This window comes from Roseateles sp. GW835-FHT13E02 (genome assembly GCF_058794035.1).
Genome location: NZ_JBXAGJ010000001.1, coordinates 116,770 through 131,334 on the forward strand (window position 1 = coordinate 116,770; position 14,565 = coordinate 131,334).

At 65.0% G+C, this 14,565-nt stretch carries 15 protein-coding genes; 7 read left to right on the forward strand and 8 right to left on the reverse strand.

What is annotated here, in order from left to right:
• Position 1: 1 nt before the first annotated feature.
• The 3 genes from AC1Q6P_RS00505 to xseA all read right to left on the reverse strand — a co-directional run bounded on the left by AC1Q6P_RS00505 (position 2) and on the right by xseA (position 4,564).
• Positions 2–2,263 (reverse strand): heavy metal translocating P-type ATPase, encoded by a 2,262-nt coding sequence (locus tag AC1Q6P_RS00505; protein ID WP_492663883.1) that lies wholly within the window; start codon positions 2,261–2,263, stop codon positions 2–4.
• A 280-nt stretch (positions 2,264–2,543) separates the two neighbouring features.
• Positions 2,544–3,125 (reverse strand): superoxide dismutase, encoded by a 582-nt coding sequence (locus tag AC1Q6P_RS00510; RefSeq protein ID WP_492663884.1) that lies wholly within the window; start codon positions 3,123–3,125, stop codon positions 2,544–2,546.
• A gap of 119 nt (positions 3,126–3,244) precedes the next feature.
• Positions 3,245–4,564: an exodeoxyribonuclease VII large subunit gene (gene xseA / locus AC1Q6P_RS00515; RefSeq protein ID WP_492663885.1), complete on the reverse strand. Its 1,320-nt coding sequence runs from the start codon at positions 4,562–4,564 to the stop codon at positions 3,245–3,247.
• A gap of 411 nt (positions 4,565–4,975) precedes the next feature.
• Between xseA and AC1Q6P_RS00520 the strand changes: the two genes are divergently transcribed.
• The 7 genes from AC1Q6P_RS00520 (at position 4,976) to AC1Q6P_RS00550 (ending at position 9,877) form a co-directional block, all read left to right on the forward strand.
• Positions 4,976–5,593: a MotA/TolQ/ExbB proton channel family protein gene (locus tag AC1Q6P_RS00520; protein ID WP_102767185.1), complete on the forward strand. Its 618-nt coding sequence runs from the start codon at positions 4,976–4,978 to the stop codon at positions 5,591–5,593.
• 21 nt (positions 5,594–5,614) lie between these two features.
• On the forward strand, positions 5,615–6,031 hold the full coding sequence (locus AC1Q6P_RS00525) for an ExbD/TolR family protein (protein ID WP_102767186.1): 417 nt from the start codon (positions 5,615–5,617) through the stop codon (positions 6,029–6,031).
• Positions 6,031–7,164, forward strand: a complete 1,134-nt coding sequence (gene lpxK, locus AC1Q6P_RS00530; RefSeq protein ID WP_492663886.1) for a tetraacyldisaccharide 4'-kinase — start codon at positions 6,031–6,033, stop codon at positions 7,162–7,164. Before AC1Q6P_RS00525 ends, lpxK begins: the two co-directional genes overlap by 1 nt.
• A gap of 60 nt (positions 7,165–7,224) precedes the next feature.
• Positions 7,225–7,431: a Trm112 family protein gene (locus AC1Q6P_RS00535; RefSeq protein WP_102769509.1), complete on the forward strand. Its 207-nt coding sequence runs from the start codon at positions 7,225–7,227 to the stop codon at positions 7,429–7,431.
• A complete protein-coding gene (gene kdsB / locus AC1Q6P_RS00540) occupies positions 7,428–8,207 on the forward strand; it encodes a 3-deoxy-manno-octulosonate cytidylyltransferase (RefSeq protein WP_492663887.1) in 780 nt (259 codons plus the stop codon). Before AC1Q6P_RS00535 ends, kdsB begins: the two co-directional genes overlap by 4 nt.
• A 154-nt stretch (positions 8,208–8,361) precedes the next feature.
• Entirely contained in the window at positions 8,362–9,015 is a 654-nt protein-coding gene (gene adk, locus AC1Q6P_RS00545) for an adenylate kinase (protein ID WP_102767189.1), read from the forward strand.
• 103 nt (positions 9,016–9,118) lie between these two features.
• Positions 9,119–9,877, forward strand: a complete 759-nt coding sequence (locus tag AC1Q6P_RS00550; protein ID WP_492663888.1) for a 3-hydroxyacyl-CoA dehydrogenase — start codon at positions 9,119–9,121, stop codon at positions 9,875–9,877.
• Between the two features lie 152 nt (positions 9,878–10,029).
• Here the strand turns inward: AC1Q6P_RS00550 and AC1Q6P_RS00555 are convergent, their stop codons facing one another.
• From AC1Q6P_RS00555 to AC1Q6P_RS00575, 5 genes are all read right to left on the reverse strand, one after another.
• A complete protein-coding gene (locus tag AC1Q6P_RS00555) occupies positions 10,030–11,283 on the reverse strand; it encodes a hypothetical protein (RefSeq protein ID WP_492663889.1) in 1,254 nt (417 codons plus the stop codon).
• A 91-nt stretch (positions 11,284–11,374) separates the two neighbouring features.
• On the reverse strand, positions 11,375–11,806 hold the full coding sequence (locus AC1Q6P_RS00560; protein WP_171825960.1) for an ExbD/TolR family protein: 432 nt from the start codon (positions 11,804–11,806) through the stop codon (positions 11,375–11,377).
• A gap of 17 nt (positions 11,807–11,823) precedes the next feature.
• Positions 11,824–12,252, reverse strand: a complete 429-nt coding sequence (locus AC1Q6P_RS00565) for an ExbD/TolR family protein (RefSeq protein ID WP_102767193.1) — start codon at positions 12,250–12,252, stop codon at positions 11,824–11,826.
• Positions 12,253–12,277: 25 nt separating this feature from the next.
• A complete protein-coding gene (locus tag AC1Q6P_RS00570; protein ID WP_409994048.1) occupies positions 12,278–13,156 on the reverse strand; it encodes a MotA/TolQ/ExbB proton channel family protein in 879 nt (292 codons plus the stop codon).
• Between the two features lie 60 nt (positions 13,157–13,216).
• The gene (locus tag AC1Q6P_RS00575; RefSeq protein WP_102767195.1) at positions 13,217–13,867 is read right to left on the reverse strand and encodes a hypothetical protein; all 651 of its coding nucleotides are present in this window, start codon (positions 13,865–13,867) and stop codon (positions 13,217–13,219) included.
• Positions 13,868–14,565: the final 698 nt, after the last annotated feature.

A 14,565-nucleotide genomic window follows, 5' to 3' on the forward strand; every position in this document is an offset into this window, starting at 1 on the left:
CTCAGCGTCCGTTCAGATTGCGCGCCAGACGCTGCGCGTTCAAGACCACCCAGACCGAGCTGCAGGCCATGCCCAGGCCGGCAGCCCAAGGCGGCAGATAGCCGGCCAGCGCCAGGGGAATGCAGGCCGCGTTGTAGCCAGCCGCCCAAGCCAGGTTCTGGCGGATGATGCGGCGCGTGCGCAAGGCCAATTCACGCAGCTGCGCCAGATCGGTCAAACGGCCGGACAGCAAGAGCGCATCGGCACTGGCCCGCGCCAGCATGGCGCCCTGCCCCATCACCACGCTGGCATCGGCCCGCGCCAGCACCGGCGCATCGTTGATGCCGTCGCCCACCATCAAGACACAGTGCCCCGCCTCTTGCAGGCGCTGCACCTCGGCCAGCTTGCGCTCCGGACTGGCGCCGCCGATGGCGCGCTGCACGCCCGCCTGCCGGGACAAGGCCTCAGCCCGCGCCGGCGCATCGCCGGACAACAAGACCGTTTCCAGTCCGAGGGCATGCAGGCGCTGCAAAGCCTGGAGCGCATCGGCGCGCAAGCACTCGCCAAACTGCATCAGCAAGACCTGACCCTCTGCCTGCTGGCCCTGGTCCTGGCCCTGGCAGGCAAAAGCCAGCTGCGCGTCGCGGCGCAAATCGGCAGGCAGGGTTTCCGGCAGGCCCGCCGTGGCCACCCAGGCCGGCGCGCCAAGGCGCCAGACCCGGCCCTGGGCATCGCGGGCCTGCAGGCCTTGCCCGGGATGCTCCTGCACCTCGGACCACAGCTTGCCCGCGGCTGTCTCGCTGTCTTGAGTCGGCGCGCTCTGCGATCCCGCGCTCTGCACCAGGGCGCGCGAAAATGGATGCTGCGACTGCTGCGCCAGGCTGCGCGCCGCCGCCAGCAGTTCGGCCGCTTGCGCGGGATCAGCCGCCGCGTGGGCCAGCAAGCTCATGCGGTCCTCGGTCAGGGTGCCGGTTTTGTCGAGCACCACGGTGTCGACCTTGCACATGGTCTCCAGCAGATCCATATGGACCAGCAACAAGCCACGGCGAGCCAGGGCACCGGTCGCGGCCAAACGCGCGGCCGGCGCCGCCAGAGACAAAGCGCAGGGACAAGTGACGATCAACACCGACACCGCCACCCAGACCGCACGACCGGGCTCGATCTGGCTCCACGCTGCTGCGGCCAGGCCGGCCAGCAGCAACACGGCCCACAGAAAATAGCCCGCCACCCGGTCCGCCAGCTCGACCATGGCCGGGCGCTGGCTCATGGCCTCGCGCATCAGGCGCTGGATGGCTTCATGGCGGGTGTCGGCGCCAACGCGGCTGACCCGCACCCACAGCGGTGCTTGCACATTGATGCTGGCCGCCACCACCTCGTCGCCCACGGTCTTGGCCACCGGCTGAGACTCCCCGCTGAGCAAGGCCTCATTGGCCGCACTGCTGCCGCGCTCCACACGACCATCGGCCGGAAAAGCCTGGCCCGCCACGATGCGCACCAGGTCCCCCACGCGCAGGCGGATGGGCGCCACGCGGCTGACCGAACCATCGGCTTCGATGCGCTCCACCGCATCCGGCAGCGCCGAGTTGGCCGCCTCCAACGTACCCGCCGCCCGATGGCGCGCCCGCAGCTCCAGCCAGCGCCCGGCCAGCAGGAAGGTGACGAACATGGTCAGCGAGTCGAAATACACCTCGCGGCCGAACAGGCCACCCGGCTCAAACAAAGCCCCGCTGCTGGCGACAAAGGTGACCGCCAGCCCCAGAGCCACCGGCACATCCATGCCCAGGCGGCGCGCGCGCAGCTGCTGCCAGGCGGCGCGGAAAAATGGGCCGGCCGAGAACAAGAGCACCGGCAGGCTCATCACCCAGCTGGCCCATTGCAGCAGGCGCTCCAGATCGGGGCTCAGATCCCCGGGCTCGGCAAAATAGGCCGGCGCCGCCATCATCATCACCTGCATCATCAGGAAGGCGGCGACAAAGAGGCGCCAGACGGCCTGGCGTTGTTCGCGCTCACGCAACTGGCGGGCTGGCGCAGCCACATCGGGCGCAGCGCCGTAACCAGCTCGCTCGATACGCGCCAGCACTGCAGCCAGTCGATTCTGCGTGGGCAGCCAGCGCAGGCTCAGGCGCGCGCTGGCCGCATTGACCACGGCGCCCTTCACCCCCGGCAGCTCCAACAAGGCCCGTTCGATGATGCCAGCACAGGCCGCGCAATGCAGGCCGGAGAGCTGGAACTGAGATTCCGCCACCGACTCACCACCCGGCCAACGCGTGAAGGGCGCCAACAAATCGGGGTCATCCAGGGGCGCAATCGCCGCAGGCGCGGAGCCTGCGACAGGCTGACCCGCCCTGGCCTCGCCGGCAAGCTCTGAAGGAGAAATAACTGGAGCGGTAATGGGGATCATGGTTCGGCAGCCGTAGTCGTAATCTAGGCCCGAACTCCTCGCCTCGTCATGACATTTATCAAGGCCGTGTCGCAAAGCTGCTTCATTCCACGCAGCAGGCGACCCCAGAAAAAAAGAGGCCGGCTAACGCCGGCCCCTTTCGAAATCTAGGCGACTCGCGATTTCAGGCGAAGTTCGCCGCAGCAAAGTCCCAGTTGACCAGATGGTTCAGGAAGGTCTCCACGAACTTGGGACGCAGATTGCGGTAGTCGATGTAGTAGGCATGCTCCCACACGTCGATGGTCAGCAGCGCGGTGTCGGAGGTGGTCAGCGGCGTGCCGGCAGCGCCGGTGTTGACGATGTCCAGGCTACCGTCGGCCTTCTTCACCAGCCAGGTCCAGCCGGAACCGAAGTTGCCCACGGCGCTCTTGGTGAAGGCTTCCTTGAAGGCATCCAGGCTGCCCCACTTGGCGTTGATGGCCTCGGCCAGAGCGCCGGTCGGTGCGCCGCCGCCGTTGGGCTTCATGCAGTTCCAGAAGAAGGTGTGGTTCCAGATCTGGGCGGCGTTGTTGTAGATCGGGCCGCTGGACTTCTTGACGATCTCTTCCAGGCTCAGGGCTTCGAACTCGGTGCCCTTTTGCAGATTGTTCAGGTTGACCACGTAGGCGTTGTGGTGCTTGCCGTGGTGGAACTCCAGCGTCTCGGCGCTGTAGTGAGGGGCCAGGGCGTCCTTGGCATAGGGCAGTGCGGGCAACAGATGTTCCATATCAACTCCTCAGGGCTGTATTGAGAGAAAGAAAACGAGGCTCCGGCAGCAAGGGCCAGAACGTTGCGGGCGATTGTAGGCAGCTTGGTTGGCTTTGACGGGGCGGCGGTGATAACCCTTCAGTCGGCGGGCTTGGCAGACTTGGCGGACTTGGGCCGGGGCGCCAGCACCTGCATCTGCGCCTCACCGTCGGCCAGCACAGCATGGACCCGCTGGCCCGGCTGCAGCTGCTGCACCGAGATCAGGGCCCGGCCCTCGCCATCGTCCAGCCAGGCGAAGCCGCGGGCCAGCACCTGCTGTGGGTCCAGGGCCGACAGCCGCGCCTGCAAGGCCTCGAGCCGCAGCACCTGCGCCCGCAGCAGCTGCGGCGCCGCACGGCGGTGGCGCTGGCTCAGATGTTCCAGGCGCTGGGCCTCGGCCGCCTGCACCCGAGGCAAGGCCTGACCCCAGCGCTGGGCCAGCAAGGCCAGGCGGCGGCGCTGACGGGTCAGCACCTCGGTCGGCCGGGCCAGGCGCAGGGCCGCGCGGTCCAGGCGCTGGGCCAGGCCGTCCAGGCGCTGCTCCAGGCGGCGGCTCAGGGCATCGGAGATCGCAGCCAGGCGCTCCAGATGCGCCTCGCGCGAGGGCGCGGCCAGCTCGGCCGCGGCGGTCGGCGTGGGTGCACGCAAGTCCGCAGCCAGATCGGCCAGAGTGACATCGGTTTCATGGCCAACGCCGCAAATCACCGGCAAGGCACTGAGCGCCAGGGCCTGCACCACGCGCTCGTCGTTGAAAGCCCACAAGTCCTCCAGCGAGCCGCCGCCCCGCACCAGCAGCAGGGCATCCACCTCGTGCCGCTCATTGGCCAGCTCCAGGGCCCGCACGATCTGCGGCGGCGCCTGCTCACCCTGCACCAGGCAGGGATAGATCACCACCTCGACATGGGGCGCACGGCGCGCCAGCGCGGTCAGCACATCGTGCAAGGCCGCCCCGGCGCGCGAGGTGACCACACCCAGACGGCGCGGGAACACGGGCAGTGGCCGTTTGCGGTCGGCATCGAAATAGCCCTGCGCCTCCAGCCGCGCTTTCAGACGCAGGAATTGCTCATACAGCGCGCCCGCGCCGGCGCGGCGCATGCTTTCGACGATGAACTGCAGCTCACCGCGCGGCTCGTAGAGCGTGACCTTGCCGCGCAGCTCGACCAACATGCCCTCTCCCGGCGAAAAGTCGAGCAGGCCCGCGGCGCGGCGGAACATGGCACAGCGCAGCACCGCACCCGCACCATTGGAGTCCTTGAGGCTGAAATAACAGTGGCCGCTGCCCGCGCGCATGAAGCCGGAGATTTCGCCGCAGACCACGCAGACCGAAAAGCGCGCGGCCAGGCTGTCGCTGACGGCCGTCAGCAAGGCCTGCACACCCCAGACCATGCGCTGCGGCGGGCCGCTGGAGCGGTCAAACATGCGGCACCCTTTCGCTCTGAGCAGCCGAGAACTCCACAGAGAGCGCGATCATGGACCGGCCGGAAGTCGAGCCCGTCACGCCGTCGTCATACGCACACAAGCGCTTGTTTTTCAAGTGTTTTTTCTGCTTAAGAATGAGGCAACTTAGCCCAGAGCCTGGATTTTCGGGCCCTGGCGGCATGAAAACTCAGCTTGCCCACAAAGTTATCCACAGCGAAAGTGGATGAGTGTTCGGCGCCGATTTTCGCCGCCCGCCACGCAGCGCGCACGGCAACTGATGGTCAACCCCAGGCTCGCTTGAAAGGCCCGCGCTTCGGGCCATAATCGCCCGCAATCGCGAGGCGCCCAACAGGGGCCCCGCCCCGCGGCAGGTTTTTCAGCAATCGCAGCATTCAACGACAGGGGTTGTCTTTGTTTTCGATCATACAAGCCGCCGGATGGCCGATTTGGCCCCTGCTGATCTGTTCCGTTATTGCCCTGGCCCTGATCATCGAGCGCTTCTCCAGCCTGCGCCGCAGCCGCATCGTGCCGCCCCGCCTGCTCGATGAAGTGCTGGGCATCAGCAGCCAGTCCCTGCCCACACCCGATATGGTCAACCGCCTGGCCGAGCATTCCCTGCTGGGCGAGTTGCTGGCCTCGGGCCTGCGCGCCGTCACGCTGGAGCCGCAGCTGCCAGAGGCCAAGCTGCGCCAGGTCTTCGAGCTGGCCGGTCGCCGCGCCATCCACCAGCTGGAGCGCTACCTCAACACCCTGGGCACCATCGCCACGGCCGCCCCCCTGCTGGGCCTGCTGGGCACGGTGGTCGGCATGATCGAGATCTTCGGCAGCCAGACGCCTGGCGGCGGCAACCCGGCGCAGATGGCGCACGGCATCTCCATCGCCCTCTACAACACCGCCTTCGGCCTGATGGTGGCGATTCCCTCGCTGATGTTCTACCGCTACTTCCGTGGCCGCGTGGAAGAGTATGTGCTGGAGCTGGAGCAAAGCAGCGAGCGACTGCTGAGCCAACTGCAGCGCTACACGGCCTGAGCCTGCGGCGGAGTTGCCACGATGAAATTCAGACAGCGCCGCAGCGAAGAGCCGGAGATCAATCTGATCCCCTTCATCGACGTACTGCTGGTGGTCCTCATCTTCCTGATGCTGTCCACCACCTACTCGAAGTTCACCGAGCTGCAGATCGCGCTGCCGGTGGCCAATTCCGAGCAGCTGAAAGAGCGGCCGCAGGAAATCATCATCGCCGTCTCGGCCGATGGCCGCTACGTGATCAACGGCCAGGCGGTGGAAGGCCGCACGGTGGAGCTGCTGACCGCCTCGCTGACCCAGGCCAGCCAGGGCCGGCCGGAGACCATGGTGATCGTGTCCGCCGATGCCTCGGCCGCCCACCAGTCGGTGGTGAATGTGATGGACGCGGCGCGCCGCGCTGGCTTGTCCCGCCTGACCTTCGCCGCGCAAACCAGCGGCCAGTGATGGCCGCCGAGCAAGAACCGTCCGCGCCGCCTGCCGGCGCGCCGCGCCCGCCGGCGCCCCTGCCCCGGCCCCTGCCCCAGCCTTTGTCTCCGTCCCTGGCGCAGACCCTGCAAGCGCAGTGGCTCACGGGTGGCGCCCTCTCCACCAGCTTGCTGCCGCTCTCGGGCCTCTACCGCCTGCTCTGGGCTGGCCGCAGCCTGCTCTACCAGTTGGGCATCCTGAAACCCGAAGCCCTGCCCGTGCCGGTGATCGTGGTGGGCAATTGGATCGTCGGCGGCGCCGGCAAGACGCCCACCACCCTGGCCCTGCTGCAACTCTTAAAGGCCCGGGGCATCCGGGCCGGCGTGGTCTCTCGCGGCTACGGGCGCGAGGACGATGCGGTGGCTCTGGTGCAGCGTGACAGTGCCGCCCGCCAGGTCGGCGATGAGCCCTTGTTGATCCATTTGCGCAGCGGCGTGCCCGTGGCCGTGGGCCGCGACCGGGTGGCCGCCGCACGCGCGCTGTTGCAGGCCCATCCGGAACTGCAGTTGCTGATCAGCGATGACGGCCTGCAGCATGGCCGCCTGCCGCGCGCACTCTCGGTCCTGGTCTTCGACAGCCGCGGCATTGGCAATGGCCATGTCTTGCCGGCCGGCCCGCTGCGTCAGCCCTTTCAGGCACAGCTGCCGCCGGACCACCTGGTGCTGTACAACGCCGATCGGCCGAGCACCGCCCTGCCCGGTTTTCTGGCTGAGCGCATGCTCGCGGGTGCGGTGTCCCTGCAGGACTGGTGGGCCGGCAAGCCGGCGCAGCTCGAACACCTCCAAGCCTTGCGCGGGCGCCCCCTGGCCGCCGCGGCCGGCATGGCCCAGCCGGCGCGCTTTTTTGACATGCTGGAGGCCTGCGGCTTGACGCTGCACGCACGCCACGCCCTGCCCGACCACTACGACTTCGCCGAGCGCCCCTGGGGCGCCGAGCCGGGTGATCTGTTGGTGACGGAAAAGGACGCAGTCAAACTGCGCCCCACCGAGGCGAGCACCGCAAGCGGCCCGCGCATCTGGGTGGTGGCGCTAGACTTCCGCCCCGAAGCCGCCTTTGCGCAAGCCTTGCACCAGCGATTGAGCACCCTGGGCCTGGCCAGCGCCACGGCCTAGTTGGCGCGGCGGAACAAATCATTGATGAACGATGCACTGCAGTTGAAGATGGGGATGACGATGGATAACCGCTTGTTGGAAATGTTGGTCTGCCCCTTGTGCAAAGGTCCGCTGGAACATCTGCGCAGCCCCGATGGCGGCCGCGAGCTGATTTGCCATGCCGACCGCCTGGCCTTCCCGGTGCGCGATGGCATCCCCGTAATGCTGGAAAACGAGGCGCGTGCCTACGACCCGGATGCCGAGAGCCACAAGCCTGTCGCCCTATGAGTTTCACCGTCATCGTGCCGGCTCGTCTGGCCTCCACCCGCCTGCCCAACAAGCCGCTGGCCGATATCGAGGGCCTGCCCATGATCGTGCGCGTGGCCCAGCGCGCCGCCCAGTCGCGCGCCAGCCGTGTGGTGGTGGCCAGTGACGCGCCAGAGGTGCTGCACGCCTGTGCCGCCCATGGCATCAAGGCGGTGCTGACCCGTGCGGACCATGTCTCCGGCAGCGACCGCCTGGCCGAAGCCTGCGCGCTGCTGGGCCTGGACGGGCAGGACCTGGTCGTCAATGTGCAGGGCGACGAGCCGCTGATCGAGCCGGCCATGATCGACGCCTGCGCCGAGTTGCTGCGCCAGCGACCCGAATGCGTGATGAGCACGGTGGCCCATGGGCTGGACGACACGCCCGAGGGCCAGGCTGAGTTCGCCAACCCGAATGTGGTCAAGGTGGTGACCGACAAGAACGGCCTGGCGCTGTACTTCTCGCGCGCCCACATCCCCTTCTGGCGCGATGGTCAGGCCACAGGTGCAGCACGCGCCCAGCCCGGCTCGGCCTTGCGCCATGTCGGGCTCTACGGCTATCTGGCCGGTTTTCTGCGCCGCTTCCCGCAGCTGGAGGTCAGCCCGCTGGAACAGATCGAATCGCTGGAACAGCTGCGCGTGCTCTGGCACGGCGAGCGCATCGCCGTGCACCTGAGTGCCGAGCGCCCCGGCCCCGGCGTCGACACACCCGAAGACCTGGAGCGCGTGCGCGCCGTGTTTCGCGCCCAGGCCGCCAAGTGAAGCGCGGGCACGGAGGCACGGCTCCTGCGAAGCCCGGGGTTACGTGAAGACAACAAGCGGGGTTTGCGTCAGTCTGGCGTAGGTCAGCGCATGCTATCCTCGCCCGCTGTTGAAGAGGGCCTTGCGTGCCTTCCATGCTGCATCAAGGAGACCCATGCGACTGATTCTTCTGGGCGCCCCCGGCGCCGGCAAAGGCACCCAAGCTGCCTTCATCTGCCAAAAATTTGGTATCCCGCAAATTTCCACCGGCGACATGCTGCGTGCCGCCGTCAAGGCCGGCACCGAAATGGGCCTGGCCGCCAAGAAGGTCATGGATGCCGGCGGCCTGGTCAGCGATGACATCATCATCGGCCTGGTCAAGGAACGCATCACCCAGCCCGATTGCGCCCAAGGTTTCCTGTTCGACGGTTTCCCCCGCACCATCCCGCAAGCTGATGCCATGAAGGCCGCCGGCGTGAAGCTGGACTATGTGCTGGAAATCGACGTGCCCGACAGCGCCATCATCGAGCGCATGAGCGGCCGCCGCGTGCATGTGGCCTCGGGCCGCACCTACCACGTCAAGTTCAACCCGCCCAAGGTGGAAGGCAAGGACGATGCCACCGGTGAAGACCTGATCCAGCGCGACGACGACAAGGAAGAAACCGTCAAGAAGCGCCTGGAGGTCTACCAGTCGCAAACCCGCCCCCTGGTCGCCTACTACTCGCAATGGGCCGCGAGCGGCGAGGCCGGCGCGCCGCAGTACCGCTGCATCGAAGGCATCGGCTCGGTCGACGACATCACCCAGCGCGCCTTGGCCGCCCTGAGCTGAGCATTTTTCCTTCTCGAGCAAAGCCGCTTCAATGCGGCTTTCTTTTGACCAATAATTGACGTTTACGTCAACGTCAACCAACCCTTCTTTCAAAGGATTGAACATGGACATCGCAGGCAAGGTATTCATCGTCACCGGCGGCGCTTCGGGCCTCGGTGAAGGCACGGCACGCATGCTGACGGCACACGGCGCCAAGGTCGTGATCGCCGACCTGCAGGTCGAGCGCGGCGAGGCCGTCGCGGCCGAACTGGGCGGCGCCTTCGTCAAGGCCGACGTCAGCCAGGAAGCCGACGGCCAGGCCGTGGTCGCCAAGGCCCTGAGCCTGGGCAAGCTCTTCGGCCTGATCAACTGCGCCGGCATCGCCCCGGCCGCCAAGACCGTCGGCAAGGACGGCGCCCACGCCCTGGCTCTGTTCAGCAAGACCATCACCGTCAATCTGATCGGCAGCTTCAACATGATCCGCCTGGCCGCCGAGGCCATGAGCAAGAACGACCCCGAACCCACAGGCGAGCGCGGCGTGCTGATCTCGACCGCCTCGGTCGCGGCCTACGACGGCCAGATCGGCCAAGCCGCCTACGCGGCATCCAAGGGCGGCGTGGTCGGCATGACCCTGCCCATCGCCCGCGACCTGGCCCGCAACGGCATCCGCAACATGACCATTGCTCCCGGCATCTTTGGCACGCCCATGCTCTTCGGCATGCCGCAAGAGGTCCAGGACGCACTGGCCGCCGGCGTGCCCTTCCCTTCGCGCCTGGGCACCCCCGCCGACTACGCCAAGCTGGTGCACCAGATCATCACCAACGAGATGCTGAACGGCGAAGTGATTCGCCTGGACGGTGCCATCCGTCTGGCACCGAAATAATTCGTTCATTCGACGGCATCGCGCTGCAACCGTCCGGCGCGCCTCAAACAAAAAAGGGCCCTGGCGCAAAGCCAGGGCCCTTTTTCTGGTCTCTGCTCTCGCTCAAGCAACCGAAGTCTGACCTGAGCGAAAGCGAGTCAACACATGCTCAATCAGCGCTTGGCGCTGCGGCTGTGGATGCCCCACAGACGAGCCAGATCGGCTGAGCCGTCCGTACCCTTGACCGAACGCCAGGTGGCCTGCGCCTTGGACGCGTCGCCCGCCATCGACTGAGCCAGGCCCAGGTAGAGCTTGGCATCATCCGGACGAGCCAGATTGCCCTTCTCGATGCCCTGCTCGATGTACTTGACGCCCTTGGCCGCATCGCCGCGGAAAGCCGTGGCCAGACCCAGGGATACCAGGGCGTTGCCATCCTTGGCAGCCTGAGCGGTCTTTTCGACCTCGGGCAGAGCAGCCTTGGCTTCGCCGATGCGCTTGACCATCAGGTCGTTCAGGCGCTTATGACGCTCACCTTCTTTGCCCTGGCCCAGGACATTGGCCGCAAAGCCCTTGTCCACGACCTGCTTGCCTTCCTCGGGATAGCCAGCCTGAGCCGCCAACTGAGCCATTTCCATGTAGTCGTTGGCGTCCTTCAGATTGCCAGTGGCCAGCTTGAGACGGTAAACATCCAGGGTGAAACGATCAGAGAAACCCTTCTTGCTCTGAAGCGCGCCCAACACCTGCGTCCACAGTTCCTTGCGCGGGTAGTAGTTCAGCAGTTTAGCGATGGCCAATTGCTCGGCGTTGCCGTCCTTCTGACGGATGGCGGCACTCAGCAAGAGGTTCAGTTTGTCCTGCGAAGGCGTACGACCCGCCTTTTCATCGGCAGCAATCTCGGCCTCGGTGTCCTTGATGATGGAACCCATGTCACCGGAATTGAACTGCGCCGAGGTCAGGACCTGCTTCATGGTGGGGCTGTTGCCGCCTTCCTTGAAGTAGCGCTGTGCCCAGGTCAGGGCACGGGCATTGTCCTTGTTGCGCAGATAGGTACCTGCGATCGACTCGATGTAGCGCAGCTGCTCGGCGCCCGACAGCTTGCCGCTGGACTTCAAAGCCTCAAAGGCCTTGACCATGGACTCGGTGTCACCAGCGCCCGAAGCGGCGGCCATGCGCATCGCTTCGATGTTGTAGTTCTCGGTGGCATTGCGGCCACTGACAGCTTCAGCCTCGTGCACCTTGGCCAGGGCGTCCTTGTACTTGCCGGACTTGATCAAGGCGACGGCATCTTTCAGCGCCTTGCCCACCTGAGGACGCACACCCTCAGCCTGAGCATGGGCTTGCACCACGCCCAATTCGCCTTGGGGGGCGTTGCCCAACACAAACGCCATGGCGCCAATAGCGACCGAGGCCAATGTCCTGATCTTCATCGTCTTCTACCCTCTTTGCGAAAAAAAACGCGCCGCCCTTGACGGACGGCGCGCTGTTCTTTTGTCGTCTCAGATCACGGCTTGCGCCGTCTCACTTGACGTACTGTTCGTTGCCGACCATGGCCATCTTCTTCACACCCAGCCGTTGGGCGGAAGCCATGACAGCTGCGACAGCACCGTACTCAGCCAACTTATTGGGCTTGATGTGCACTTCGGCTTGATCCGCTTCGGCAGCCACCTCGGCCAGCTTACCTTCCACGGCTTGATGATTGGGCATCTCGTTCTCATCCCAATACACCTTGCCGTCAAAGTCGATCAACACCACATGAACCACAGGATCCTTGAGTGGGACCGAGTTGCTCGGAGGCGGCATATCCAGATTCACCGAATGCAACTGGATCGGGATCGTGATGATCAGCATCACGATCAGCACCAACATCACGTCGATCAAGGGCGTGGTGTTGACGTCCATCATGACTTCGGGCTCGTCGCCACCGGAGGAGCTACCTACATTCATTCCCATGCTATTCGCTCCTCGCTTCAACCACCGCGCGCAGGCGGTTCGGTGACGAAGCTGACTTTCATGATGCCGGCACGCTGGCAGGCATAAACCACACGGCCCACGGACTCGTAGCGCGACTTGTCATCGCCACGGACATGCACCTCAGGCTGCGGATTCAGAACCGCCACCTTGCCCAGACGCTGCACCAAGGCATCGACATCAGGCACCAGAGTCGTGTTCCAGTAGATCTCGCCGTTCTTGGTGACCGAGATATCAATGTTCTCCGGCTTGGTCACGCGGACGACGTTGGTTTCCTTAGGAAGCTCAACCTTGACCGTGCTGACCACCGCCGGGATGGTGATGAGGAAGATGATCAACAGCACCAACATCACGTCCACGAGGGGCGTGGTGTTGATGGTTGAGACCACTTCATCATCGCCGGAAGAAGATCCGACGTTCATTCCCATGATGGGTTCTCCGGGTCAGCGCTGATTAGCGCTTGGCAACTTGACGGTTGCCCATCAGGACGCCGTGCAGGTCACCTGCGAAGGCACGAACTTGGCCCATCACCGACTTGTTGCGGTTCACCAGCCAGTTGTAACCCAGCACGGCCGGCACAGCGACGCCCAGACCGATGGCGGTCATGATCAGCGCTTCACCCACAGGACCGGCCACCTTGTCGATGGATGCTTGGCCAGCAACGCCGATGGCGGTCAGGGCTTGCAGAATACCCCACACGGTACCGAACAGACCGATGAAGGGAGAGGTCGAACCCACGGTCGCCAGGAAGCCCAGACCGGTTTGCACGCGGCTTTGCACTTCAGCCACCGAGCGCTCGATGTTGGTCGAGACCCAGGTGTTGTGGTCGATGTTCTCGGTCAGGGCGCCTTCATGGTGCTCCGAAGCCTCGATCGCGTTGGCGGCGATGTAGCGGAAAGCGCTGGCTTCCTTCAGGCTCTTGACGCCTTCGGCCAGGCTGGCCTTCTTGAAGAAGGTGGCGCGCACGTCCTTGGCTTCGTTGGCCAGCTTTTGGGTGTCCCACAGCTTGGTGATCAGGATGTACCAGCTGCCCATGGACATGATCAGCAGCAGGGCCAGAACGCCCTTGGACACCATGTCGCCGTGAGCCAGCATGGCTTGCAGGCCGTAGGGGTTGTCTGCAGGCTTGGCAGCGGCTTGCGCCACGGGGGCAGCTTCAGCAGCAGGAGCGACAGCCTCAGTGGGAGCAGCAGCGGAAGCAGCAGCTTCTTGAGCTTGCACAGGCGAAACAGCCATTGCCGCAGCAAAAGCGATGGCGGCGAACAGGCCGGAAATACGAGAAATCATGGAGTCAACTCCTGCGAATGAAATCGAAATCGGTTTGAGAGAAATGGAGCCGGGCACTGCCCTGCCCCAGTGTTGGGTCTTGCAGAACTCTAGCCTGTCGCGGCTTTATTCGATGCGGAACTGGAATTCCTGCTCGAACACGTGGTCGCCGGGGCACTCGTAAGTGTCGCGCAGCGTTTCCTCGATGGCCGCAATGATGGCGCGCTGTGCCTTGCGGTCCACGCCCGGGCGCAGGCTTTGCACTTCGATGCTGGCCACACGACCCGACTTGACCGTAGCGGTGACCTTGTACAAAGCCTCACCGCTCCAGTTCACCGACGGCACTTCCGGCTTGCCCATCTTGGTGCAAACCATGCCTGCGGTCTTGGGGCCCGTGCGAACCGGGGCCGGGGCCGGGGCAGCAGCCGGAGCCGGCGGCGGCGCCGGGCGAACCGGCTGAGCTGCCGGAGGCGCCACCTGGGTCGACGCAATGGCCGGTGCCGGCGGAGCGGGCGCGGTCACCTGGAATTCCGGCGGCGGGATGAAGGGCGGCGGAGGCGCCTTCAGGTCCGGCGGCGGCGGAACGACCTTTTCAGGCTCCGGCGGCGGCTTGACCTTCTCTTCAATCACCTTGGTCTCGATGGGACCCTTGACCGCCTCAATGGCTTTCCGGGCCAGTCCACTTGCCAACGCCCACGCGATCAACACGTGGATCAAGACCACGATGCCAATACCCGTGAAGCGTGACGAGCCTTGCTTATCCTGCGCAAAGTTCATGCGCGCTCCTTCTTAAGACTGCGAATTTCTTTCATCAAGACACGTGGGTTCATCACCCCTGCGCAGCGCCCGTCTCGAACGTTCGGGTCCCACAGTCTGCCAATTTCTGAACCATCACCACCCGACAAAGGCAGATCGATTCTCTCTATCGGCACTTGCGGCACCACCTACAACAAAAATGCCCGTCAGCTTGCGACCGCGGGCTTGAGCTCGGCATCTACCCGAAGCCGCGTCAGGCGGAGTCGGACATCTACACAAGCGCCTGCGATCATAAACGAGTTCCAAAGCCCCGAAGCCGTGGGGATTACCCCAGGAGCTGACAAGAGCATGACACCCGAAGCCCGCGCTAGGCATTGATCTTCGACGAGCCGCAGGCCTTACTGGTATTTTAGTGGTATCGAGCCAGATCCCATCACCCATCGAATCAGGGTTTACGCTGATTCGATCGTGAGGAAAGGCAAAGTTGTGAAACAAGTACACATCCCGCAGGAATAGCGGTTTGCGCTTGCTACACCGTCTGTCGATCCGCACCATGGCCCTCATCTGGCCCGGGCACAGAGACACGGAACACGGAGACCTAACGGCGAGAGCACAAGGACACGCACCGAGGCCATCACTCTCACTCGAAATGGCTCCGTTTCAGGGGTGCCACTTCATGTCTCGCGCCAGCCGGCACGGACGGCTCTTCCGACGCTAGA